Below are 22825 nucleotides of genomic sequence, written 5' to 3'. Positions count from 1 at the left end.
TAATTAACCAATTATTAACATAACAAATCATTAAATTTTACCTTTTTGGGCTTTCATCACAATTCACTCTGACTCGTCGCGCAGCCTATTGTGTTCCTTTGTTAATCTCATGTGTGTGAAAAGCAGTCACATGAAAATAAAACAGTCACGGTGTCACACTACGGGCTTCTCACCTCGCAACCAACCCGTTATCTGAAAGAAAACAAGAAGGTATTGCTATGAAACTTAATCTCGCATTACTGAATGCATGTGTCGTTTCCGCATGCATGCTGTTCACTACGCAAACGATGGCAGAGAAAAAATATGAAATTGCTGTTGTCGCGAAAGTTACCGGTATTCCTTGGTTTACCCGTATGGAAGTTGGCGTAAATGAAGCAGCAAAAAAACTGGATGTTAATGCTTATCAGGTTGGGCCTGCCACGCCAGACCCGGCGCAACAAGTTAAAGTCATTGAAGACCTTATTGCCAAAAATGTAGATGCCATCATTGTGGTGCCGAACGATGCCAAAGTGCTGGAACCAGTACTGAAAAAAGCGCAAGAGAAAGGCATTGTGGTGTTAACTCACGAATCTCCTGATCAACGTATCGGGCAGTGGGATGTTGAGACCATCGATAGTGAAAAATATGCTCAGGCCAACATGGACGAACTGGCGAAAGCCATGGGGGGCAAAGGGGGTTATGCGATTTATGTGGGTTCCCTGACTGTGCCATTGCATAACGCTTGGGCGGATTATGCTATCAAATACCAGAAAGAAAAATACCCCGATATGTTCGAAGTTACTCCACGCCTGCCAGTGGCTGAGAACATTGATAAGTCTTACTCCACCACTCTGGATCTGATGAAAACCTATCCGAAAATGAAAGGGATCATTGGTTTTGGTTCACTGGGGCCAATCGGTGCCGGTCAAGCAGTGGCTAAGAAACGCGCGAAAGATCAAATCGCAGTAGTGGGTATCGCCATGCCAGCACAGGCAGCGCCATATCTGATGCGTGGTGATATCAAAAAAGCCCTGTTGTGGGATCCAAAAGACGCCGGTTTTGCTGTGGTGCAGATTGCAGATCAATTACTGAAAGGCCAAAAAATCACGCCAGACTTGACCATCGAAGGCTTGGGTAAAGCCGATGTGGATAGCGAGAAAGGAGTGATCCGTTTCAACAAGATCCTTGAAGTCACTAAAGATAATGCGAAAACATTAGGTTTCTGATTTTCAGACGCCACACCAGGAAATTACCGGCTAACGAGCCGTGCTTGGCAGTAAATCAGGCAGCGGGAGAGCATCCCCGCAGCCCTCACCATCATCACCGAATTGCTGTAAAAATAGCGCCATGTTTATGGCGTTAGGGAAGGTATTGTCATGACTCAGGCCAACGCATTTATCACTCTTGAAAATATCAGTAAGCGATTCCCCGGCGTGCTGGCGCTGGATCAGGTGAATCTCACACTGAATAAAGGAGAAGTGTACTGTCTGGCAGGCCAGAACGGCTGCGGCAAGAGCACCATTATCAAAGTGATTTCAGGAGTTTATCAGCCAGAGAAAGGCGCAAGTATCCTGATAGACGGCAAGCTGTTCCATCAGTTTACGCCGCAACTCTCATTCTTCTATGGCGTGCAGGTGATATATCAAGACTTGTCGCTATTTCCTAATCTCACCGTTTCGGAAAATATTGCCGTCCACCGTTATCTGCCAGGTGGTGATTTTTGGGTGAAGCGCAAAAGTATGCGTGAGCGTGCGTTAGCCGCCATGCAGCGAGTGGGTGTCACCCTTGATCCCGATAAAAAAGTTGAACAACTCTCTATTGCTGACCGCCAGTTAGTGGCGATTTGCCGCGCTATCGCTGCCGATGCCCGCTTGGTGATTATGGATGAACCTACTGCCTCGCTAACCAGTCAGGAAGTGAAAGGCTTGCTGGATGTGGTACGTGATCTCAAATCACAAGGTATCTGCGTGGTGTTTGTTAGCCACCGGCTGGATGAAGTGATGGATGTGGCCGACAGAATCAGTGTCATGCGCGATGGCCAACTCATTGGTACCTGGCCGGCCAGCGAACTGGACAGCCATGAGCTGGCGTTCCTAATGACCGGCCAGCGCTTTACCTACAGCCAGTTACCGCCACTGGCGGCCGGAGCCACGCCGTTGCTGGAAATCAAAAAACTGAGTCGTGGCGAGCAGTTTCGTAACATCGATTTGACCCTACATCAGGGCGAAATAGTGTCGATCACCGGTTTACTGGGGGCGGGGCGTACTGAGCTGTGTCTGAGCCTGTTTGGCATGACCCAACCCGATAGTGGCGAGGTGTGGGTAGCCGGTGAACAAGTGCATTTCCGTAATAACCGTGATGCGATCCGCCACGGGATCGGTTATGTCTCTGAAGATCGCCTGACACAGGGATTGATCATGGAGCAATCGATCTATGACAACACCATCGTGTCCGTTTTTGACAAATTACATACCCGTAGTGGATTGTTGGATCATGCCAAAGCCGCAGCGCTGGTGAAAAAACTGGTGCAAGATCTGAACATCAAAGTGTCCGATACCGCCCTACCGGTCAAGACGTTATCGGGTGGTAATGCACAGCGCATCGCTATTGCTAAATGGGTAGCGACGCAACCGCGTATTTTGATCCTCGATTCTCCGACCGTCGGCGTGGATATCGCCAACAAAGAAGGGATTTACCATATTGCCAAAGCTTTGGCAGAGCAGGGGATGGCGGTATTGATGATTTGTGACGAGATCCCGGAGGCTTACTACAACAGTCACCGGATATTAGTGATGCGCAAAGGTGAACTGGTGGCCGAGTTTTATCCGCATCAATGCACCGAACAACAGGTAGCCGAGGTGGTCAATGGATAAGCTAAAACTGCGGCAACTGACGGGGCGACATGAGTTTTATCTTGGGCTATTGGTATTACTGTTAGTCATCGGACTGAGTGTAAAAAGCCCGGAGTTCCTGACCTTAGGGAATCTGACCGATGTCGCCACCAGTTATGCCATTTTGGGTATTCTGGCCTGTGGCCTGTTTGTGGTGCTGATTGCTGGTGGTATTGATATCTCCTTCCCGGCGGTAACGGCCATTGCGCAATATGTCATGGCATCGTGGGTGATTACCCATGGCGGCAGCTTCGCGCTAGCGTTTGTTCTGGCCATGTCAGTTGGTTTAGTGCTGGGGCTGATCAATGGGTTGCTGGTGTATTGGTTGAAAGTCCCAGCGATAATTATCACCATTGCCACACTGAATCTGTTCTATGGCCTGCTGGTTTATTTCACCAACGGTACCTGGTTGTACGGCTTCCCTGACTGGTTTATGACCGGGATTAACTGGTTCTCGTTTACCGGCAGTGACGGCTATGACTATGGCTTGACACTACCGCTGTTCTGCCTGGCGGCGACCATCATTTTCACCGGTGTATTGATGAACTACACCCGCCTTGGGCGGCAGATCTTTGCCATGGGCAGCAATAAAGATGCGGCTTCCCGTCTGGGCATTAATATTCTGCGTTTGCATCTCTACGTCTATGGCTACATGGGCATGCTGGCGGGGGTGGCGGCGGTGGTACAGGCGCAGATTTCCCAGTCAGTGGCACCGAACTCATTGATGGGGTTTGAGCTGACCGTGCTGGCCGCCGTGGTCTTGGGCGGCACCAGTATGACGGGGGGCCGTGGATCCCTCAGTGGCACCGTGCTCGGCGTGATGTTGCTGGCATTTTTGCAAAACGGCCTGACGCTGCTGAGCGTCTCCTCTTACTGGCATACGGTTTTCAGCGGCGCAATCATTTTGGTGAGTATCAGTACCACCGCATGGAATGAAAAACGCAAATTGCTGAGGGAGCACTGATATGACCTGGCTAAACCGAATTATTCCTGATGACCGCATTATCCGCCTGCAATTATTGATTCTGGTGGCAGTGATGTTGGCCTTCTCATTGACCTTGGGACAACGCTTCTTCAGCTTGGGTAACTTCCAGTCTATTTCCTCGCAGTTGCCGATTTTAGGCATGCTGGCGCTGGGGATGGGGCTGACCATGCTGACCGGCGGTATTAACTTATCCATTATTGCCGGAGCGAACGCTTGCTCATTAGTCATGGCTGCCATCATTGTCAGCCACCCTGATCAGCCGCTGTTTCTGCTACTGGCATTAGTTGCTGGCTTGCTGGTGGCGGTGGTGATTGGTGCGTTGAATGGCTTACTGATTTCAGTGGTCGGGGTGTCGCCAATTCTGGCGACGTTGGGCACCATGACATTGATTACCGGCCTGAATATTTTATTGTCCAACGGTGACGTGATCTCTGATTTCCCACCGGTGATTCAATACATTGGCAGTGGTGATATCGCCGGTATTCCGGTCGCGATGATCTTGTTCTTGCTGGTCTCCGCTGGGTTGTGGGTACTTTTGGAACACACGACCTTGGGGCGCAGCATCTATCTGGTCGGCTCCAATGAGCAGGCCAGCCGTTTTAGTGGCGTGAATACCCATCGGGTACAGGTCGCGGTCTATATCCTGTCAGCCATATTAGGATGGGGGGCGGCTATCCTGATGATGGCGAAATTTAACTCGGCCAAAGCCGGTTACGGCGAATCCTATCTATTAGTCACCATTCTGGCATCGGTATTGGGTGGCATTAACCCGGATGGCGGCTTTGGTCGCATCATCGGCTTGATCCTGGCGCTGGTGGTACTGCAACTATTGGAAAGTGGCCTGAATTTGCTGGGGGTGAGTAGCTACCTGACCATGGCGTTATGGGGGGGGGTGCTGATCCTCTTTATCGCATTACAGAATCGTAAGGCTTAAGAATTGAGGGATACAACAATGGCAAGTTACTTTATCGGCGTAGATGTAGGGACCGGCAGCGCAAGGGCCGGAGTATTCGATTTGCAGGGCCGCATGGTCGGGCAGGCCAGCCGTGAAATTACCATGTTTAAGCCCAAGGCGGATTTTGTTGAGCAGTCTTCCGATAATATCTGGCAGGCGGTGTGTAATGCGGTACGAGATGCGGTGAATCAGGCTGATATCAACCCGATCCAAGTGAAAGGGCTGGGGTTCGATGCCACCTGTTCGCTGGTGGTGCTGGATAAAGAAGGCAATCCGTTGACCGTTAGCCCGTCGGGGCGCAGCGAACAGAATGTAATTGTCTGGATGGATCATCGTGCCATTACCCAGGCAGAAAGAATTAATGCCACCAAACACCCGGTATTGGAGTTTGTTGGCGGCGTGATTTCACCTGAAATGCAAACCCCAAAACTGCTGTGGTTGAAACAGCATATGCCAACCACGTGGAGTAATGTCGGTCATCTGTTTGATTTACCGGATTTTCTCACCTGGCGGGCGACCAAAGATGAAACTCGCTCGCTCTGTTCCACGGTATGTAAATGGACCTATCTGGGCCATGAGGATCGCTGGGACCCGTCCTATTTCAAATTGGTCGGGCTGGCTGATTTGCTGGACAACAATGCGGCGAAAATCGGCGCTAGCGTTAAACCAATGGGCGAGCCGTTGGGTCGTGGGCTCAGCCAACGCGCGGCATCAGAAATGGGGTTGATCCCTGGCACTGCGGTCAGTGTCTCTATTATTGATGCCCATGCTGGTACCATTGGCATCCTCGGTGCCAGTGGTGTGACTGGCGAAAATGCCAATTTTGATCGGCGCATTGCGCTGATTGGTGGCACCTCAACGGCACATATGGCGATGTCCCGTTCCGCGCATTTTATTGGCGGCATCTGGGGACCCTATTATTCGGCTATTTTACCGGAGTACTGGCTAAATGAGGGCGGGCAGTCGGCGACGGGAGCATTAATTGACCATATTATTCAAACACATCCGTGTTACCCACAGCTGTTGGCACAGGCCAAAAGCAAAGGTGAGACTATTTACGAGGCGCTAAATCATATTCTGCGCCAGCTTGCCGGTGAACCGGAGAATATCGCCTTCCTCACCAAAGATATTCACATTTTGCCGTACTTCCACGGTAACCGTTCACCGCGCGCGAATCCGAATCTGACGGGCATTATTACTGGTTTGAAACTGTCTACCACCTTTGAAGATATGGCGTTGCGCTATTTGGCAACCATTCAGGCGCTGGCGCTGGGAACACGGCATATCATCGAAACCATGAATAAGAACGGCTATTGCATTGACACTATGATGGCCAGTGGCGGCGGGACTAAAAACCCGATCTTTGTACAAGAACACGCTAATGCGACGGGTTGCGCCATGTTACTGCCGGAAGAGAGTGAAGCCATGTTGCTCGGCAGTGCCATGATGGGCACGGTCGCAGCAGGTGTGTTTGAGTCGCTGCCGGAGGCGATGGCTGCCATGAGCCGCATTGGTAAAACGGTCACACCGCAAACTAACAAAATCAAAGCCTATTACGACCGCAAATACCGCGTGTTCCACCAGATGTATCACGACCATATGCGCTATCAGGAACTGATGCAGGAGGAAGGATGAGCCAGAGTGATGAATGGCAGATAGCCAGTGACGCATGGATGACTTATAGCCGCGAGTTGGCGGCGTTAAAGGATAATGTCGATCCGCAAGTGTGGTTGCAGGTGCTGGAGATGTTGGCTGGGTGCCGTGGCAAAATCGCGGTAACTGGGGTGGGCACATCAGGTATTGCCGCACGAAAGGTTGCTCATATGCTGGCTTGCGTAGAGCAACCGGCGATTTACCTGAATGCTACGGATGCTGCGCACGGCGATTTGGGTTTCCTCGGGTCACAGGACATCATCATTTTGATCTCTCGTGGTGGGAATTCCGATGAGCTGACCCGGTTGCTGCCAACGCTGCAACGCAAGCAAGTGCAGATTATCAGTGTAACGGAAAACGAGCAGTCGGCTATCGCGCAGGTATCTGCCTTGGTGCTGAAAACGCATGTGAAGCAAGAGATAGACCCGCTGAATATGTTAGCAACCACATCTATTGTTCTGGTATTAGCCCTGTTTGATGCTATCTGCGCCTGCCTGATGGCACGCAGAGGTTTTACCAAACAGGCCCTACTGGCGGTGCACCCTGGCGGAGATGTGGGTATCGAATTACGTAAACAGCAGTAATTAACCGATAAAAAACACCGCACCAGTGTCATCACGCGGTGTTTTTTATTCTGAATATTTCAATGTATTACCAGAAACCCAGCACTTTCCACCAGGCGCTACCGATAATCAGCCAGATAGGGATAACCACCAGACTTATCAGGAAACCAATCTTCCACCAGGTCGCCAGTGGGATAAAGTTACAACCAAACAGGATAGGGGCCGGGCCGCCAGAGTAGTGGGTAGTTGCCATATACAGGTTACTGAACATACCGAATACCAATACTGTCAGCATTGGCGGAGCACCTGCTGCAATAGCAATGGAGACAAAAATGGCATACATGGCACTGATATGGGCGATGGCGCTGGCCATCATATAGTGGCTGTAATAGTACGCCAGCAGCAGGATTCCCATCATTGGCACCCAGTTCATCCCCTGCACTGAACCGGCAATTGATGAGCCAAACCAGGTAATAAAGCCCAGCTTATTCAGTTGGCTGGCGAGAGTTAGCAGAACCGCAAACCAAATCACCGTATGCCAGGCTTCTTTCTCGGCAATCACATCATCCCAAGTCAGTGCGCCACTCAGTAATAGAATTGCCAGTCCAATAAAGGCGGTCATGGTGGCATCAATATTCAGTGCTGCGCCACATACCCACAGCGTCACCAGCCCGACGAAAACAGATAATACAATCCATTCGTTGCGGCTCATTGGCCCCATTTCTTTCAATTTCACCATTGCCAGGGCGCGCATTTCCGGGGTTTTCTTTATTTCTGGCGGATAGAAGCGATACAGCAACAACGGGATTACTGCCAAAGAGATTAAACCAGGGACGATGGCGGCCAATGCCCAACTGGTCCAGGTAATGGTAATCCCCATTTCACCGGCCAGTTTGCCAATCATTGGATTACCGGCCATTGAGGTCAGGAACATCGCACAGGTAATGGCATTACACTGGAAGATACATTGCACCAGAAATGCCCCGATTTTGCGCTCGGTACCGCGTTCTGGTGTCGATTCATAGGCTTCAGAAATTGAGCGGAACAGCGGCGTAATGATGCCACCACATCGGGCGGAGGTAGACGGCATCGCCGGTGCGAATAGCAAATCGGTTAGAACCAAACCATAAGCCAGACCTAGCGAGCTGTGGCCCAACTTACTGATAAACAGATAACCGACCCGGCGGCCAAAACCTGTTTTAATAAAACCGCGTGAGATAAAGAAGGCGCAAGCTATCATCCAGATTGTCGGGTCAGCAAAACCAGCTAACACTTCTTTGATGCTCAACAAACCTGTAGCCGCGACGACTGTCAGGCTGAATATCGCCATTGCTCCTAACGGATATGGCGACAGGATCAGGCCGATAACCGTCGCTGCAAAAACCGCCATCAGGTGCCAGGCGCGCGGATCAACCGATTCCGGGACTGGGCTAAACCAGATACCTATCCCAATAAATAGGATAAGTAACATCCTTCCTATACGTGTTTTGAATATCGACATGATTATTTACCCTGATGCTATTTTATGTGCAGTGTTAATCATCGCCAGTGAAAAAGCGGTAATAATGAGATGATTAAGGCGATGGTTATATGAAATAACTGTATATATCCGTCATACTTCATACTTCAAACTGCATGTGCGTTGGCTGCCATCATTAATCCAAGTCATTGAGTTATCTAAACTTATTAGGTTCACTTCGTTACCGCCTTCCTGCAAATTGAATTATTTAGAGTATAGACAAAATAACCTAGTCATTTTGATCAAAGTCATTCTTATATTGTTCGGGATGAGGATGCATAGCGGGAGATATATATTATTCTGGCGCGAACAATTCAGAAGAAATTTAGCGGTTACTCTACTTTATTAATTATCCTACGCGGGATTTTATCTGTTAAAACAACGTAATTTTGCATTAATAGACGAGAGGGTAAAGCCAGGGGCAGCCTGAGTAGAGGAAAGTTGGACAGATTAAATCTATTGGTAAAGATTAATGTATAAACGTTGCTTATTGGATTTATTACTTTTTGCCTACTGGCAATTGAATATTATTCTGAGTGTAGCCCTATTTTTGGCAACAAAAAAACCCGCACCAAGGCGGGTTCTTTTTATTCAGAATAACGTAACGGCTCAGAGCTATCACCTTCATCTATCGTACGTTATTCCAATAGTTTTGGTATCTATTATTGGCTGTTACAGCGCAATAACATTTGCCGCTGCTGGGCCTTTAGCACCGTTCTCAATAGAGAACTCAACTTTTTGACCTTCATCTAAGGTTTTAAAATCATTACTCTGGATGGCAGAGAAGTGAACGAACACATCTTTGCTACCATCAGCAGGAGAGATAAAACCAAAACCTTTATCAGCGTTAAACCATTTTACTAAACCAGTCATTTTATTAGACATAGAGATACTTCCTTCAATTATTTTTGATTGCCGCCATAGGCGAACGGATAGGCTTGGGTACAACTTATGGGGCACTTAGAAGGAATTTCGCGAAGAAGAGGTATCTGTCTGATAACGCTAATACGGAGAACTGCTTTACTAAAACTGCTTGCATAAATGTTACTGTCAACCGGGTACTGCTTATTACTTTATTTGGAGAGCGGGTTACACTGCTCGGGTCTGGCCGTCATCGCTATCGGCAACCTGCTCCCCTAATCACGCTGTATTACAGAGCGACTACGTTTACCGCTGATGGGCCTTTAGCGCCGTTCTCAATAGAGAACTCAACTTTTTGACCTTCATCTAACGTTTTGAAATCATTGCTCTGGATGGCAGAGAAGTGTACGAATACATCTTTGCTACCATCAGCAGGAGTGATAAAACCAAAACCTTTACCAGCGTCAAACCATTTTACTAAACCAGTCATTTTATTAGACATAGGGATACTTCCTTCAATTATTTTTTGCCACAATAGTGCGGCGAACGTGGTCTGTTTTTCAGCGGATTACTTATTTGGGCACTTAGGAGGAGACTCACGGAGAAGGGATATCTATGGATAACGCTTGAACTGAGGACTGCTTTACTAAAACTGCTTTCATAAGGTCTGTGTTCCAAACCGATGAGGCTATTTAACCACAACACATTCCTCGTGGCAACACAATATTTGACTATCATAATCAGTATCAATAGTTTTTTCATCTGGAAGGGGGCGAGAGGTAATACCTTTTATGTTACTAAACAGCCTATTACACCGATAAAAGTTGTTGCTAAATTGTGGGGTATTTTTTGTGTTAATGCGCTAATAGCCGGAGGGGGATCCCCCCGGCTGATTAATTTAGCGAGGAGAAACTGTTACTGTGCCGCTACGATCACTGGCAATCATGACGCGTTGACCCGCACTGAAACGCGTTGGCCCTTGTGCCTGTACGACGACGATACTGCTGCCATCATCTCGGCGAATTTCCAGTTGTACACCTTCACTACGGTTCATGGCGCTTTGCACACCTTGACCTGCCATACCACCGGCTACCGCACCACCTGCCGTTGCCAGGCTATTACCACGGCCACCACCTATAGTGTTACCCAAGAAGCCCCCGACTACAGCACCACCAATGGCACCGGCCACATTATTTTCACTGCCGCCCTGAATGGTGACTGGCCGTGCAGAGATAACGGTGCCGTAGGTTACGGTCTGTACTTGTCGTGCCTGAGAGGCGGTGAAAGTATCACCAGACGCAGTTCTGTTGTTGGCACATCCACTTAATACTGTCGCTGTAAGTGCTACGGCAATGACCAGCTTATTCATAATCAAACCCCTATTATCGGTACAAATCAGACTTCGTCAGCAATACCCTTCCTACTTGACGTTGCAGCAGTGTTAGCTGTTTTCACTCTGAACCTTGATAAGCTCAACGAGATGCGCTTGTTACCTCACTGTAACGGCAATTACTTTGAGTATAGATAATTGTTAACAATGACTATAGCGTGAGAACTCTTAATCTGAGGAGATAAATATGATAGCAGTGTACATATAGGCGGATTCTCGCCTTATTTTCATGTTACCGTCATGCTAAACATAGTCATTTATCGACTCAGGAAGGCTGTCTTGCTACGCTCTATTCTTGCTGCCAAAATTTTCCGCCTCGACTTAGGTCGACTAATCCTTATTCTAGCTGTAATGAGCGCTTTTGTGACGCTTGCGAACAGTTTCTATGCCAGTTATCGGGTACAGCGGCAGCTACTGATTGATAACACACTCGAAGCCAACCGTGTTTATGCGACTAAACTGGCATCCAGTACGGATATTTTCCTGAGAAGCGCGCAAAAGCAACTGCATTACAGCAGTATGATTGTCGCCAAGAATTTTGATGATCATGAGGTGCTGCAAGCGGAAACCGCACGGCTAAAATACCAAACCGATAGTTTTAACTCGGTGGTAATAACGGATGCACATGGTGTTATCCGCGCAACATCCCCGGACAATCTCCAGTTATTAGGTCACGTATTGACATCACCAGGGTCAGTGGAGGCGTTAAAACTACGTCGCCCGGTAATTAGTAAGCCTTATGTATCGGCAGCAAATAATCTGGTTATCAATATCTCGACCCCCATCTTTACGCCGGATGGACGTTATCGCGGTTATATCGGCGGTACTATTTACCTGCGCAAGCAAAGTATTTTAAATGAGCTATTGGGTGAGCATTATTATCGTGATGGCTCCTATATCGTGGTGCTCGACAGCGATCGGCGCATCCTTTATCACCAAGATACCAGCCGTATCGGGGAAATACTTGAACCTAAGCCCATCACGGAAGTGATAAAAACCTCCACTAACGGCAGCTTGATGGTTACCAGTACTAGCGGCGAATCGATGCTGGCGGGCTATGCCATTGTCGAACCCTCCGGTTGGGAAATCATTACCTTACGGCCCGAAGCGTCAACGTTGAAGCCACTGGAAGGTTTAATGCTAAAAGGGCTTGGTCATATCACGCCATTGGCGCTACTCACTTTGCTGGGTGTTTGGCTGTTATCCCGGTTAATTGCCCGCCCGCTGTGGTTGCTCGCCGGCAGTGCCAACCATATGGATAAGCCCGATATTGCCAGCAGCATCAAGGAAATTCCTTCCTGGTATTTCGAATCGACCCAACTCAAACGGGCGCTATTGATTGGCATCAGTTTGTTGCAAAAGAAAATCGGTAAATTGAAGTTTGAGGCACAAACTGATCCCATGACTGGCCTGTTTAACCGGCGTGGATTGGCCATCACCCTCGAGCCTATCTCACAACTTGGGCAGCATTTTTCGGTTATTGCACTGGATATTGACCACTTTAAGTCGATTAATGATGCTTACGGCCACGACGTTGGTGATGAGGTTATTAAGCAATTGGCAGTCCAAATCCGCGATAGCTCCCGTGACACGGATATCTTGTGTCGTAGCGGAGGGGAGGAGTTCCTGATGTTGCTACCGGGTACTACGTTGGATGTGGCCACACAGGTCGCTAACCGGCTGCGTCAAAATGTAGAAAAGATGGTGATATCGGACATTCGTCCCATTACGATTTCGCTAGGCGTGGCGTACTGGAATGGCGAGGGTGTGCTGGAAGATTCGCTCAAACTGGCAGATGAAGCCCTATATCGAGCGAAACAGCAAGGGCGCAATCGGGTAGAGATTGCGTAATAAAAAAGGCGCGCTCCGTGTGGAGTACGCCTTTTTAAACAACAACTTAACTGACTAGTATCAGTTCATGCCGTATTTTTTCAATTTCTTACGTAGCGTGCCACGGTTGATGCCCATCATCAGGGCAGCGCGGGTTTGGTTGCCACGGGTGTATTGCATCACCATGTCCAACAATGGCTGTTCAACTTCAGCCAGTACCAACTCATACAGGTCACTCACATCCTGACCATTCAGTTGAGCAAAATAGTTCTTCAGTGCTTGTTTAACCGAGTCACGCAAAGGCTTTTGAGTCACCTGATCTTGTGAATTTACGGTTGCAACGGTCAGTACGTCAGAATTTACGCGTTGTTCGAACATAGTTCTGTCAGCTCTTTTTTCTGTTTACGCAAGATTTTCGAAATATGCCTCCAACGCCTCCAGCTGTTCGCTGGCATCCTCAATGGCGTTGAATGTGCGCCGAAACTGGTCGTTAGGGGCGTGCTCCTGGAGATACCAAGAGACGTGCTTACGTGCAATACGAAATCCCTTGCCTGGACCATAAAAGTCGTGCAATTCCCGTATATGCCCGTTTAACAAGCGCTGCACTTCGCCAAGTGGCATCGGTGGCAGCAGCTCCCCAGTGTCCAGATAATGCTGGATTTCCCGGAAGATCCAAGGTCTTCCCTGAGCGGCACGTCCTATCATCAGAGCATCAGCCCCAGTGTAGTCGAGCACCGCTCTGGCTTTATGCGGGTCAGTGATGTCGCCATTCGCGATAACGGGAATGGAAACAATCTGCTTAACTGCCCGAATGCTGTCGTATTCCGCCTCACCATTAAACAGGCAAGAACGGGTTCGGCCATGAATCGTCAGGGCTTGTATACCACAATTTTCGGCCAGTTGGGCAATTTCTATACAATTACGGTGTTCGGTCGACCAACCCGTCCTGATCTTCAGCGTTACTGGCGCATCTACCGCATTAACCACTGCGGAGAGGATTTGTTTAACCAAATCAGGATGTTGCAATAATGCAGAACCTGCCAGCTTGCGATTCACTTTCTTGGCCGGACATCCCATATTGATATCGATGATTTGTGCACCATTAGCCACATTGATTCTGGCTGCTGCTGCCATCTCATCCGGGTCGTTACCGGCAATTTGCACGGTACGAATCCCAGGCTCATCGCTATGAACCATACGCAAACGCGACTTATCCGTCCGCCAGACCTCGGGATTCGAGGAGAGCATTTCAGATACCGTCATCCCAGCCCCCATGCCATGACATAGCGCTCTGAAGGGGCGGTCTGTTATACCAGCCATCGGGGCGGCAATCAGGCAATTTGTAAGCTGGAAGTGTCCAATACGCATAGACAAAGAATGACCACACTGTGTCCGTAAGGGCGCGTATATTACGCATTTTTGCGCCCAGATGAAAGGCCAAACTTTGACCAATTGATGAAAAAAGAGCGATAAAATACCCGCCAAGCTGTGCTAATTAATTATTTATCCATATATAACATAGTGTTAACTAAAATTGATTAATTTGTGCGCTTCAGGATTTTCTCCTAAACATCACAATTATCGACTAGTTATGCTACAGCTGCCTGGTCGAAAGTGCTGATTTATTCATCAAATCAATGATAAAGCACAGATGGAAATGAGTCAGACCTCCCATTTTGATTAAAAAGAGAGTGTGGTCGATTGCCAGAAATGCTAACTCAGCAAGGGATGTGATGGCCCCCTGCTAAGGTTTAACCGCCCTGGCAGGGGCGTCGGTTTTTGCGCGTTTACCGCTTGATACCGGTAATACGGCACCACTCTTCTTTCTCTGCCACTGGATCGAGGGTGAACTTATCCTCGTAAGCCTGTGCGACGCCCTCCGCCTGGGTCGCCAGTACCCCGGACAGACCCAAATGACCGCCGGTTACCGGTAGTACACTAATCAGTGGCGCCAGTTCGCGCAAGGGACCTGCCAGAATATTGGCGACCACCACATCAGCAGATAAGTCTGCTGGCTGGTCTTTGGCGAGATACAGCTCCAGACGCTCTGAAACGCCGTTACGCTGTGCGTTATCACGACTGGCTTGAATGGCCTGCGGATCGATGTCGATGCCAATAGCGCGCGTTGCACCGAGTTTTAGCGCTGCAATTGCCAGGATGCCAGAGCCACAACCGAAGTCGATAACAGTTTTACCGCCCAGGCTGAGGCCATCGAGCCATTGCAGACACAATGCGGTGGTTGGATGGGTACCGGTACCAAATGCCAAACCAGGGTCCAGCATCACGTTGACCGCGGTTGGGTCCGGCACATCACGCCAGCTCGGGCAGATCCACAGGCGCTCACCGAAACGCATCGGATGGAAATTATCCATCCATTCACGTTCCCAATCCTTATCTTCCAACTGCTCAATCTTATGGATAAAGCCTTTACCGAGTTGCGGGTTGTATTCCAGCATGGCGATCACTGCGGCCATCTCCGTTTCAGCATCATACAGGCCAATCACATCAGTATCGCCCCACAGTCGAGTTTCGCCTGGTAGCGGCTCAAACACCGGATTATCGTGGGTATCCTGAAACGTAACTGACACCGCGCCACTTTCAATCAATGCGTCCCCAAGGGATTCGGCCTGATTGCCGGTGGTGTTTAATTTTAGTTGAATCCAAGGCATAACTTTTCTCTCAAAAGCTCAATCCCCTTCATCTTTCAAGTCGCAGGGGGGTTGGCTATGCTCACGCCACCCGAATCACTTGACTGTGTAAGCTCATCGGGATGCCCTCGCTTGCCGCCTTCCTGCATCTTGAAATCTATTGGGTATATAATTGAGCTGATATAAATTAATCGTTTCTAATCAGCGCTAACTACCACGGGCTGCCGCGCTCTAGCCCTGTCGCCAAACTGATTACCGATATAAAACGCCAGCAGATTAAGCACCAGCGACGGCACTATCGGGTGTAGGCCAGCTATCTTAATATTGAAACTGGCCAATACCGTATAGCATACCGCACCGACAATCATAGAGCTAAGGGCTCCGTGAGCATTGGCGCGCTCCCAGTACAGCCCCAGCACCAATGGCCAGAGGAATACCGCTTCCAGACCACCAAAGGCCAACAGATTCAGCCAGATAATCATTTCCGGCGGCCGCCAGGCAGCAAGTAACAGTAACAGCCCCAGAATAAGCGTCGATAAGCTGGAAATACGCGCCAACTTGCGTTCATTCTTCAACTCTTCCGGCCACAGATTGAGATATAAATCTTTCACGATGGTTGCAGAAGATTGCAGCAACTGGGCATTGATGGTCGACATAATCGCCGCCATGGGTGCCGCCAGAAAGATCCCTGCAGCAAAGGGCGGTAACACGGTGATCATCAGTGTCGGGATCACCTGATCGGGGATCTTCAGGTCCGGCAGGATAGCCCGGCCCAATGCGCCAGCCAAATGCATGCCGAACATCAGGATGGCGACCACAATGGTGCCGATGATAATGCCACGATGTACCGCTTTGCTATCACGATACGAAATACAGCGCACGGCAGTATGTGGCAGGCCAATCACGCCAAAGCACACCAGGATCCAGAACGAGGCCATAAACGGCAAATCAAGGATCTTGTCACCACCTTGCGGTGAAACTAGCGCTGGATCAATATGTTGTAGTGTATCGACGGCTTTATGCAGCCCGCCTGCGGCATGGATCACTGCAACCAATAGCAAAATAGTGCCGATCAACATCACCAGCCCTTGCAAGGCATCGTTCAATACACTGGCGCGGAAACCACCAAAAGAGGTATATAACGCGATACTGATACCAAATATTAATAAGCCGGTATCGTAAGGAATGCCTGCCGCAGTTTCCAGCAAACGTGCACCACCAATAAATTGCACGGTCATGGCACCGACAAACGCCACCAACAAACTGATACTGGCCAGCCACACCAGCAATCGGCTCTGATAGCGGGCATACAGCATATCGTTGAGGGTTACAGCGTTATAGCGGCGCGCCAGAATGGCAAACTTCTTGCCCAGAACACCCAGCGACAGCCAGACCGCAGGTAACTGGATCATCGCTAATAACACCCAGCCAAGGCCATACTTATAGGCAGCACCCGGCCCGCCAATAAATGAACTGGCACTGATATAAGTGGCGGTCAGGGTCATTGCCAGTACGAATCCTCCCATCGAGCGATTGCCGATAAAGTATTCGTTTAGAAAACTTCCGGTTTTTTGGCGGGTATAGGCATAAATTGATAAGCCAAATACCATTGCCAGATAGCCCACTAATGGCAGGACAACATCAGTTTGCATTCTCATCCTCCAACGGAATATCGCGGAAGACGAAACGCACCATCAGAGCGCACAACACAATAAACACCAGTGGCAGTGCAATACAGGCGGCTTCAAACCAAACTGGCAAGCCACTCATACCAGGGATATTACCGGGCAAATACGCAGTCAATATCCAGCCCGCCAAATAAGCCAATGTTAAACCAAAGGCCCAGCGCGCTTCTTTGTGGGCTTGTATAAATCTTGTTTCCATAGTTCTCCCCATACCCTTTGTACTTGGCGCTACAGCGTTGTTAGCCGCTCTCACCCACCCGAATTAACTTATCGGATTTCATTAGATTGCCGCTTGACTACAACACCAATAACTTCAGATAGATAAGTCGAAATAAAGTCTCAAAAGAAAAAAGACCGGTGATTAACCGGCCTTGATATAAAAGACTAACAGCATGAAAGGCGAAATATCAGGTTTCTTGTAACCCGAGTTTCTTCTCCAGATAGTGGATATTGGTGCCACCGTGCTGGAAGTTTTCGTCGTTCATGATGCGCAGCTGTAACTCAACGTTAGTTTTGATACCGTCGATAATGAGTTCTGCCAGCGCATTTTTCATACGAGCAATCGCCACGTCACGGTTTTCACCGTAAGTGATCAGCTTGCCGATCATGGAGTCATAATATGGTGGCACAGTATAACCGGCGTAAATATGAGACTCCCAACGCACACCAAAACCGCCCGGCGCATGGAAACGGGTAATTTTACCCGGACTTGGCAGGAAGGTATTCGGGTCTTCGGCGTTGATCCGACATTCCACGGCGTGGCCGTGTACCTTCACTTCATCTTGTTTGATGGAGAGAGGTTGGCCCGCAGCGATACGCAGTTGTTCTTTGATCAAATCGACACCGGTGATCATTTCGGTAACCGGATGTTCAACCTGAATACGGGTGTTCATTTCAATGAAATAGAACTCGCCGTTTTCATACAGGAACTCGAAAGTCCCCGCACCACGATAGCCGATCTCTACACAGGCTTTCGCGCAGCGCTCACCGATATAACGGCGCAATTCGCTGGTGATGCCCGGTGCTGGTGCCTCTTCAACCACTTTCTGGTGGCGGCGCTGCATAGAACAGTCACGCTCAGCCAGATAGATAGCATTACCCTGACCGTCAGCCAAAATCTGAACTTCGATATGGCGTGGGTTCTCAAGGTATTTCTCCATATAAACCATGTCGTTATTGAAAGCCGCTTTGGCTTCCGCACGGGTCATGTTGATGGACTGCTCGAGATCTTTATCATGACGAACCACACGCATGCCACGACCACCACCACCGCCAGATGCCTTGATAATGACCGGGTAACCGATACGTTTGGCAAAGGCTTTATTCTTGGTAGTGTCGTCAGTCAATGGGCCGTCAGAGCCAGGTACGCAAGGTACACCAGCTTTCTTCATCGCGCTTATTGCTGAAACTTTATCACCCATCAGGCGAATAGTTTCGGCACGTGGGCCGATAAAGATGAAACCTGAACGTTCTACCTGTTCGGCAAAATCAGCATTTTCAGACAGGAAACCATAGCCGGGGTGAATAGCCACCGCGCCGGTGATCTCAGCCGCAGAAATGATTGCCGGGATGTTCAGATAGCTTTTAACAGAAGGTGCGGGACCAATACAAACAGTCTCGTCAGCCAATAACACATGTTTAAGATCACGATCCGCAGTAGAGTGAACTGCCACAGTTTTGATCCCCAGCTCTTTACAAGCTCGCAGGATACGCAGCGCAATCTCACCACGGTTAGCGATTACGATTTTATCAAGCATGGAACGCCTCGTTACTCGATGACGACAAGAGGCTCGTCGAATTCAACCGGCTGACCGTTTTCAACCAGAATGGCTTTTACAGTACCGGATTTATCTGCTTCGATTTGGTTCATCATTTTCATCGCTTCAACGATGCAAAGAGTGTCACCAGCAGAAACTTTCTGACCTACTTCAATGAAGGCTTTAGCATCCGGGCTCGGGGTGCGGTAGAAGGTACCGACCATTGGGGAGCGCACGATATGGCCACTGATTGCTGCTGGTGCAGCCGCTTCAGCAGGTGCTGGTGCAACGGCGGCAGCCAGTGCGGGCTGTTGCTGTGGTGCAGCAAAAGCATATGGCTGTTGCATCATTGGGTAGTTTGGTGCGGCGGGAGCACGACTGATACGTACTGACTCTTCGCCTTCTGAGATTTCCAGCTCTGAAATGCCGGACTCTTCAACCAGTTCGATCAGTTTCTTAATCTTACGAATATCCATGAGTGTGATTCCGTACTCTTTGTGTGTTGCATTAGTTGGATTTTGACAAGCGATTTACCGCTGCCTGTAAAGCAAAGTTGTAGCCATCTGCGCCAAGTCCACAGATTACGCCAACTGCAATATCAGAGAGATATGAATGATGACGGAAAGGCTCCCGGGCATGCACGTTAGATAAATGGATCTCGATAAACGGGATCTGTACACCTAACAATGCATCACGCAGTGCCACGCTGGTATGCGTAAACGCTGCTGGGTTGATCAGGATAAAATCGGTATTACCCCGTGCCTGATGAATTCTATCGATCAGCGCGTGTTCTGCATTTGACTGCAAATGAGACAACGCCACATCCAATCCCTGGGCTTGAGCCTCTAACTGACTGACAATCTCAGCCAATGTAGTGTAACCGTACTTTTCCGGTTCACGCGTTCCAAGCAGATTCAGGTTAGGGCCATTCAGAAGCAAAATGTGCAACTTATCCGACATTGTGCTGGTATCTCCGGCAATTAGTCCATCATCGTAAAAAATAACCTGATGTCACCGATTTGTCACCTTTTTACGACGAATTTGACACTGCGATCGGCACTAAGGTCGGGCATTATAATGATATCGTAGCAATTAGCAGCTAAATACTGGTCTTATCAGCGAAGATATTCAATAGAAAAGAGTGCGAACTGTGCGTTCAGCATTATTTATGACGGGGAGAATCATGATAAGTTCCGGCCACTAACGGCACCATTGCCGAAATTTTTTATAGCGTAGTGCCAGCAATATAACCGCCGCCACGGCGTAGATAATCGGCAGTGGCGAAAGCGTTTTCACCGACCAAAGATAATGAATTGGCGCAAGGATGGCGACAACATACACCAAATTATGCAGTTTTTGCCAGTTGGGTCCCATTTTCCGTTGCGCCCATAAGGTGGAGGTGGCGGCCAGTGATAGTAACAATAACCAACTGATAATTCCCAATGTCAGATAGGGGCGGGTGACCAGCTCGCGCCCCAGCAGGCCAATATTACTCAGCCCCAGTTCCAGCAAGGAGTAGCTGACTAAATGCAGGGTTCCCCAGGCAAAACACCATAAGCCTAATAACCGGCGGCAGCGGATCAACAGGGGCTGTTTACCATAACGCGCCAGCGGCGTGACCACTAAAGTGGCTAGCAATAGTTTCAGTGTCATGCGGCCGGTAAAATGCTGAATATCTTTGGCGGGGTCGGCACTGAGCCAACCCTGATTAACCGATAAAATAAGCCACAGCAAAGGCAGCGCTGCTGCCAGCCAGATAGCCACTTTTAACCCTTTAATCTGCCGTAGACTCAGGCGCATCAGAAATTCTCCCGCAGATCCAAGCCACGGTAGAGGGATGCAACTTGGTCCGCATAACCGTTGAACAGCAGAGTAGGTTGGCGCTGCACATCAAGGATACCGCCGGCGCCGATAAAGCGCTCAGTAGCTTGCGACCAACGCGGATGATCGACATGGGGATTCACATTGGCATAAAAACCATACTCGTTAGGCGCACTGAGGTTCCAAGTGGTGGGCGGCTGATCATGGGTCAGGCGAATATGAACGATAGATTTTATCCCTTTAAAACCATATTTCCACGGTGTGATAAGCCGCAGCGGGGCACCATTTTGCGGTGGCAGGGCTTTGCCATACACCCCCAGAGTCATAAAGGCGAGTGGATGCATAGCTTCATCCAGTCGTAAGCCTTCGACATACGGATATTTTAGCCCGCCACCAATAAAACGGTCTTCCTGTCCCGGCATCTGATCCGGTGCATACAGCGTTTGAAATGCGACATAGCGGGCATTACTGGTCGGTTCAACCAGCTTGAGCAGTTTCCCTAACTCAAAACCAATCCACGGCACCACCATGGACCAGGCTTCGACGCAGCGCATACGATAAATGCGTTCTTCCAGCGGGAAGCGTTTTATCAGGTCATCGATATCCAGTGTCATTGGTTTAGCCACATCACCGTCGATACGTATCTGCCAACCCTCAGTTTTTAGCGTGCCAGCATTGGCGGCGGGATCAGCTTTATCCAGACCAAATTCGTAGAAGTTATTGTAACCAGTCACTTTCTCTTCCGGTGTCATCGCCAGATCCGGGTGGTACACCGTTGATTTGGTAAACTCCAGTGGCTTACCTGAGGGCGCTTTAGGGCGATCATTGCCTTTAAACCATGCTAACAAGTCGGCCTGTGCCGCGGTGGGCAAGGCCAGTGACGCCGCCGTGATCCCCAACGCCTGCAACACCTTGCGGCGCTGATAGAAAATACTTTCTGGCGTGACGTCAGCTTCGGTCAGCTTGCGTGGTTTGGTACTGCTACCACGAAGACTATTTTTTGAATGAGAGAAAAAGTTGTGCATAGACCTACTCCATCGGGCAGGGGAGTCATACTGACCGTTATGGTATTAATCATGGCGGCTTATGGACACAAGTGCGAGGCTGCTGGGAAAAATATGAAATTTCTGAGAGCGGAGTGATAGGGCCGGGTGATAACAATATCCACCCGGTGACTTTTGCAAAATCAATAATTAGCGAACTTTAACCAACGTCCGGCCAGTGACTTCATTCGCCAGCAGGCGTGCGGCGATAGTTGGAGCATCTGCTAGTGTGATTGATTGTGATGCCTGCTGATAGAAGCTGTCAGGTAAGATTTTCAGCAGCCGCTGCCAGGCTTGCTGGCGGCGCGGTTGAGGTGTCATCACCGAATCCACGCCCTGCAAGCGCACGTTGCGCAGAATAAATGGCATCACGGTGGTGGGCAGAGTATAGCCACCCGCCAAGCCACAGGCGGCAACGGTGCTGTTGTAATTCATCTGTGCCAGCACTTTGGCCAGCAATTTGTCACCGACAGTATCGATTGCACCAGCCCACAACTGTTTTTCCAGTGGGCGCGACGCATCAAGATAATCATTGCGAGAGAGCACCCGATGCGCCCCGAGACTTTTCAAATAGTCACTGTTGCTGTCACGACCCGAGATCGCCGCAATCTGGTAACCGAGCGCCGACAGTAAGGCAATTGCGGTGCTACCTACGCCACCACTGGCACCGGTGACCACCACTTCGCCGCTTTCAGGGGTGACACCGCCGTCTTCCAAAGCCATGACGCACAACATGGCAGTGAACCCTGCGGTACCGATAATCATGGCTTTTCGGGGTTCCAATCCTTCAGGCATGGGGACCAGCCAGTCGCCATTAACACGCGCTTGCTCGGCTAAACCGCCCCAATGATTTTCGCCCACCCCCCAGCCGGTCAGTAACACTGACTGACCGATATGAAAACGTGGGTCTTCACTGCTGTGAACCGTGCCAGCAAAATCAATGCCCGGAACCATAGGGAATTCGCGGATAATCTTCCCTTTGCCGGTGATGGCTAGCGCGTCTTTATAATTCAGGCTGGACCAATTGACATCAACCGTGACATTACCGGCTGGCAATTGCGAGGGCGATATTTCACGCACTTCGGCGACAGTACGGCCTTCAATTTGCTCAAGTACAAGTGCTCGCATGTATCACTCTCCCGATATATTTTTCTGCAACGCCAATAACGTTGGGTATAAATAGTGTGGATAATTCAAAAAAGGGATGGGTTAAGAGTGAGCTAATATAGCGGTAACAGCAACCTT

The 22825-nt window shown here is 49.5% G+C and carries 22 protein-coding genes; 7 read left to right on the top strand and 15 right to left on the bottom strand.

The features are described 5' to 3' along the window. Positions 1 to 218 precede the first annotated feature (218 nt). The 6 genes from V1952_RS04235 to V1952_RS04210 all read left to right on the top strand — a co-directional run bounded on the left by V1952_RS04235 (position 219) and on the right by V1952_RS04210 (position 7047). Positions 219 to 1205, top strand: a complete 987-nt coding sequence (locus V1952_RS04235; RefSeq protein ID WP_005191421.1) for an autoinducer 2 ABC transporter substrate-binding protein — start codon at positions 219 to 221, stop codon at positions 1203 to 1205. Between the two features lie 150 nt (positions 1206 to 1355). Further along, positions 1356 to 2852, top strand: a complete 1497-nt coding sequence (locus V1952_RS04230) for a sugar ABC transporter ATP-binding protein (protein ID WP_420074350.1) — start codon at positions 1356 to 1358, stop codon at positions 2850 to 2852. Further along, positions 2845 to 3834 (top strand): ABC transporter permease, encoded by a 990-nt coding sequence (locus tag V1952_RS04225; RefSeq protein ID WP_032907665.1) that lies wholly within the window; start codon positions 2845 to 2847, stop codon positions 3832 to 3834. The genes V1952_RS04230 and V1952_RS04225 overlap by 8 nt, the downstream gene beginning before the upstream one ends. A 1-nt stretch (position 3835) precedes the next feature. Then, positions 3836 to 4789, top strand: coding sequence for an ABC transporter permease (locus V1952_RS04220; protein WP_420071531.1), 954 nt, complete (start codon positions 3836 to 3838; stop codon positions 4787 to 4789). Positions 4790 to 4807: 18 nt separating this feature from the next. Continuing rightward, the gene (locus V1952_RS04215) at positions 4808 to 6445 is read left to right on the top strand and encodes an FGGY-family carbohydrate kinase (RefSeq protein WP_372560385.1); all 1638 of its coding nucleotides are present in this window, start codon (positions 4808 to 4810) and stop codon (positions 6443 to 6445) included. Next, positions 6442 to 7047 carry a KpsF/GutQ family sugar-phosphate isomerase gene (locus tag V1952_RS04210; RefSeq protein ID WP_083162165.1) on the top strand — a complete coding sequence of 202 codons (606 nt, stop codon included), beginning with the start codon at positions 6442 to 6444 and terminating at the stop codon, positions 7045 to 7047. The genes V1952_RS04215 and V1952_RS04210 overlap by 4 nt, the downstream gene beginning before the upstream one ends. 67 nt (positions 7048 to 7114) lie before the next feature. On the opposite strand, the gene V1952_RS04205 is transcribed toward V1952_RS04210, so the two are convergent. From V1952_RS04205 to V1952_RS04190, 4 genes are all read right to left on the bottom strand, one after another. Next, on the bottom strand, positions 7115 to 8527 hold the full coding sequence (locus V1952_RS04205) for an anion permease (protein WP_042568990.1): 1413 nt from the start codon (positions 8525 to 8527) through the stop codon (positions 7115 to 7117). 690 nt (positions 8528 to 9217) lie between these two features. Then, positions 9218 to 9430: a cold shock protein CspG gene (gene cspG / locus V1952_RS04200; RefSeq protein WP_032907660.1), complete on the bottom strand. Its 213-nt coding sequence runs from the start codon at positions 9428 to 9430 to the stop codon at positions 9218 to 9220. Between the two features lie 265 nt (positions 9431 to 9695). Further along, complete coding sequence (gene cspE / locus V1952_RS04195) at positions 9696 to 9908, bottom strand: RNA chaperone/antiterminator CspA (RefSeq protein WP_005163090.1); 213 nt, start codon at positions 9906 to 9908, stop codon at positions 9696 to 9698. A 396-nt stretch (positions 9909 to 10304) separates the two neighbouring features. Beyond that, the gene (locus V1952_RS04190) at positions 10305 to 10775 is read right to left on the bottom strand and encodes a glycine zipper 2TM domain-containing protein (RefSeq protein ID WP_083162175.1); all 471 of its coding nucleotides are present in this window, start codon (positions 10773 to 10775) and stop codon (positions 10305 to 10307) included. 312 nt (positions 10776 to 11087) lie between these two features. On the opposite strand from V1952_RS04190, the gene V1952_RS04185 reads away from it, so the two are divergent. Then, entirely contained in the window at positions 11088 to 12647 is a 1560-nt protein-coding gene (locus tag V1952_RS04185; protein ID WP_420074351.1) for a sensor domain-containing diguanylate cyclase, read from the top strand. A gap of 60 nt (positions 12648 to 12707) precedes the next feature. Here the strand turns inward: V1952_RS04185 and fis are convergent, their stop codons facing one another. The 11 genes from fis to V1952_RS04130 form a co-directional block, all read right to left on the bottom strand. Further along, the gene (gene fis / locus V1952_RS04180) at positions 12708 to 13004 is read right to left on the bottom strand and encodes a DNA-binding transcriptional regulator Fis (RefSeq protein ID WP_002210061.1); all 297 of its coding nucleotides are present in this window, start codon (positions 13002 to 13004) and stop codon (positions 12708 to 12710) included. A gap of 24 nt (positions 13005 to 13028) precedes the next feature. Continuing rightward, a complete protein-coding gene (dusB, locus tag V1952_RS04175; RefSeq protein ID WP_083162177.1) occupies positions 13029 to 13994 on the bottom strand; it encodes a tRNA dihydrouridine synthase DusB in 966 nt (321 codons plus the stop codon). Positions 13995 to 14413: 419 nt separating this feature from the next. Beyond that, positions 14414 to 15295, bottom strand: a complete 882-nt coding sequence (gene prmA, locus V1952_RS04170) for a 50S ribosomal protein L11 methyltransferase (protein ID WP_420074349.1) — start codon at positions 15293 to 15295, stop codon at positions 14414 to 14416. 176 nt (positions 15296 to 15471) lie between these two features. Continuing rightward, positions 15472 to 16926 (bottom strand): sodium/pantothenate symporter, encoded by a 1455-nt coding sequence (panF, locus tag V1952_RS04165; RefSeq protein WP_372560387.1) that lies wholly within the window; start codon positions 16924 to 16926, stop codon positions 15472 to 15474. Further along, positions 16916 to 17158 carry a YhdT family protein gene (locus V1952_RS04160; protein WP_372560388.1) on the bottom strand — a complete coding sequence of 81 codons (243 nt, stop codon included), beginning with the start codon at positions 17156 to 17158 and terminating at the stop codon, positions 16916 to 16918. Before V1952_RS04160 ends, panF begins: the two co-directional genes overlap by 11 nt. Positions 17159 to 17366: 208 nt before the next feature. Then, positions 17367 to 18716: an acetyl-CoA carboxylase biotin carboxylase subunit gene (accC, locus tag V1952_RS04155; protein WP_083162186.1), complete on the bottom strand. Its 1350-nt coding sequence runs from the start codon at positions 18714 to 18716 to the stop codon at positions 17367 to 17369. Positions 18717 to 18727: 11 nt separating this feature from the next. Then, positions 18728 to 19192, bottom strand: coding sequence for an acetyl-CoA carboxylase biotin carboxyl carrier protein (gene accB, locus V1952_RS04150; RefSeq protein ID WP_004701474.1), 465 nt, complete (start codon positions 19190 to 19192; stop codon positions 18728 to 18730). Positions 19193 to 19223: 31 nt separating this feature from the next. Beyond that, complete coding sequence (gene aroQ / locus V1952_RS04145) at positions 19224 to 19676, bottom strand: type II 3-dehydroquinate dehydratase (RefSeq protein ID WP_083162188.1); 453 nt, start codon at positions 19674 to 19676, stop codon at positions 19224 to 19226. 240 nt (positions 19677 to 19916) lie between these two features. Further along, entirely contained in the window at positions 19917 to 20516 is a 600-nt protein-coding gene (gene msrQ, locus V1952_RS04140) for a protein-methionine-sulfoxide reductase heme-binding subunit MsrQ (protein WP_372560389.1), read from the bottom strand. Next, positions 20516 to 21562, bottom strand: a complete 1047-nt coding sequence (msrP, locus tag V1952_RS04135; RefSeq protein ID WP_420074348.1) for a protein-methionine-sulfoxide reductase catalytic subunit MsrP — start codon at positions 21560 to 21562, stop codon at positions 20516 to 20518. Before msrP ends, msrQ begins: the two co-directional genes overlap by 1 nt. A 168-nt stretch (positions 21563 to 21730) precedes the next feature. Beyond that, positions 21731 to 22708: an MDR family oxidoreductase gene (locus V1952_RS04130; RefSeq protein WP_372569711.1), complete on the bottom strand. Its 978-nt coding sequence runs from the start codon at positions 22706 to 22708 to the stop codon at positions 21731 to 21733. Positions 22709 to 22825: the final 117 nt, after the last annotated feature.

It is taken from the genome of Yersinia sp. 2542 StPb PI (genome assembly GCF_048593855.1).
Classification (GTDB): Bacteria; Pseudomonadota; Gammaproteobacteria; order Enterobacterales; family Enterobacteriaceae; genus Yersinia; species Yersinia enterocolitica_E.
Note: the sequence above shows the minus strand (reverse complement) of the source record. Positions and strands in the feature narration are given on the sequence as shown.

Bases quoted from the DNA above. Each gene is read 5' to 3' on its own strand.
- V1952_RS04235 (WP_005191421.1), top strand. From the start codon at position 219: ATGAAACTTAATCTCGCATTACTGAATGCATGTGTCGTTTCCGCATGC.
- V1952_RS04230 (WP_420074350.1), top strand. From the start codon at position 1,356: ATGACTCAGGCCAACGCATTTATCACTCTTGAAAATATCAGTAAGCGA.
- V1952_RS04225 (WP_032907665.1), top strand. From the start codon at position 2,845: ATGGATAAGCTAAAACTGCGGCAACTGACGGGGCGACATGAGTTTTAT.
- V1952_RS04220 (WP_420071531.1), top strand. From the start codon at position 3,836: ATGACCTGGCTAAACCGAATTATTCCTGATGACCGCATTATCCGCCTG.
- V1952_RS04215 (WP_372560385.1), top strand. From the start codon at position 4,808: ATGGCAAGTTACTTTATCGGCGTAGATGTAGGGACCGGCAGCGCAAGG.
- V1952_RS04210 (WP_083162165.1), top strand. From the start codon at position 6,442: ATGAGCCAGAGTGATGAATGGCAGATAGCCAGTGACGCATGGATGACT.
- V1952_RS04205 (WP_042568990.1), bottom strand. From the start codon at position 8,527: ATGTCGATATTCAAAACACGTATAGGAAGGATGTTACTTATCCTATTT.
- cspG (WP_032907660.1), bottom strand. From the start codon at position 9,430: ATGTCTAATAAAATGACTGGTTTAGTAAAATGGTTTAACGCTGATAAA.
- cspE (WP_005163090.1), bottom strand. From the start codon at position 9,908: ATGTCTAATAAAATGACTGGTTTAGTAAAATGGTTTGACGCTGGTAAA.
- V1952_RS04190 (WP_083162175.1), bottom strand. From the start codon at position 10,775: ATGAATAAGCTGGTCATTGCCGTAGCACTTACAGCGACAGTATTAAGT.
- fis (WP_002210061.1), bottom strand. From the start codon at position 13,004: ATGTTCGAACAACGCGTAAATTCTGACGTACTGACCGTTGCAACCGTA.
- dusB (WP_083162177.1), bottom strand. From the start codon at position 13,994: ATGCGTATTGGACACTTCCAGCTTACAAATTGCCTGATTGCCGCCCCG.
- prmA (WP_420074349.1), bottom strand. From the start codon at position 15,295: ATGCCTTGGATTCAACTAAAATTAAACACCACCGGCAATCAGGCCGAA.
- panF (WP_372560387.1), bottom strand. From the start codon at position 16,926: ATGCAAACTGATGTTGTCCTGCCATTAGTGGGCTATCTGGCAATGGTA.
- V1952_RS04160 (WP_372560388.1), bottom strand. From the start codon at position 17,158: ATGGAAACAAGATTTATACAAGCCCACAAAGAAGCGCGCTGGGCCTTT.
- accC (WP_083162186.1), bottom strand. From the start codon at position 18,716: ATGCTTGATAAAATCGTAATCGCTAACCGTGGTGAGATTGCGCTGCGT.
- accB (WP_004701474.1), bottom strand. From the start codon at position 19,192: ATGGATATTCGTAAGATTAAGAAACTGATCGAACTGGTTGAAGAGTCC.
- aroQ (WP_083162188.1), bottom strand. From the start codon at position 19,676: ATGTCGGATAAGTTGCACATTTTGCTTCTGAATGGCCCTAACCTGAAT.
- msrQ (WP_372560389.1), bottom strand. From the start codon at position 20,516: ATGCGCCTGAGTCTACGGCAGATTAAAGGGTTAAAAGTGGCTATCTGG.
- msrP (WP_420074348.1), bottom strand. From the start codon at position 21,562: ATGCACAACTTTTTCTCTCATTCAAAAAATAGTCTTCGTGGTAGCAGT.
- V1952_RS04130 (WP_372569711.1), bottom strand. From the start codon at position 22,708: ATGCGAGCACTTGTACTTGAGCAAATTGAAGGCCGTACTGTCGCCGAA.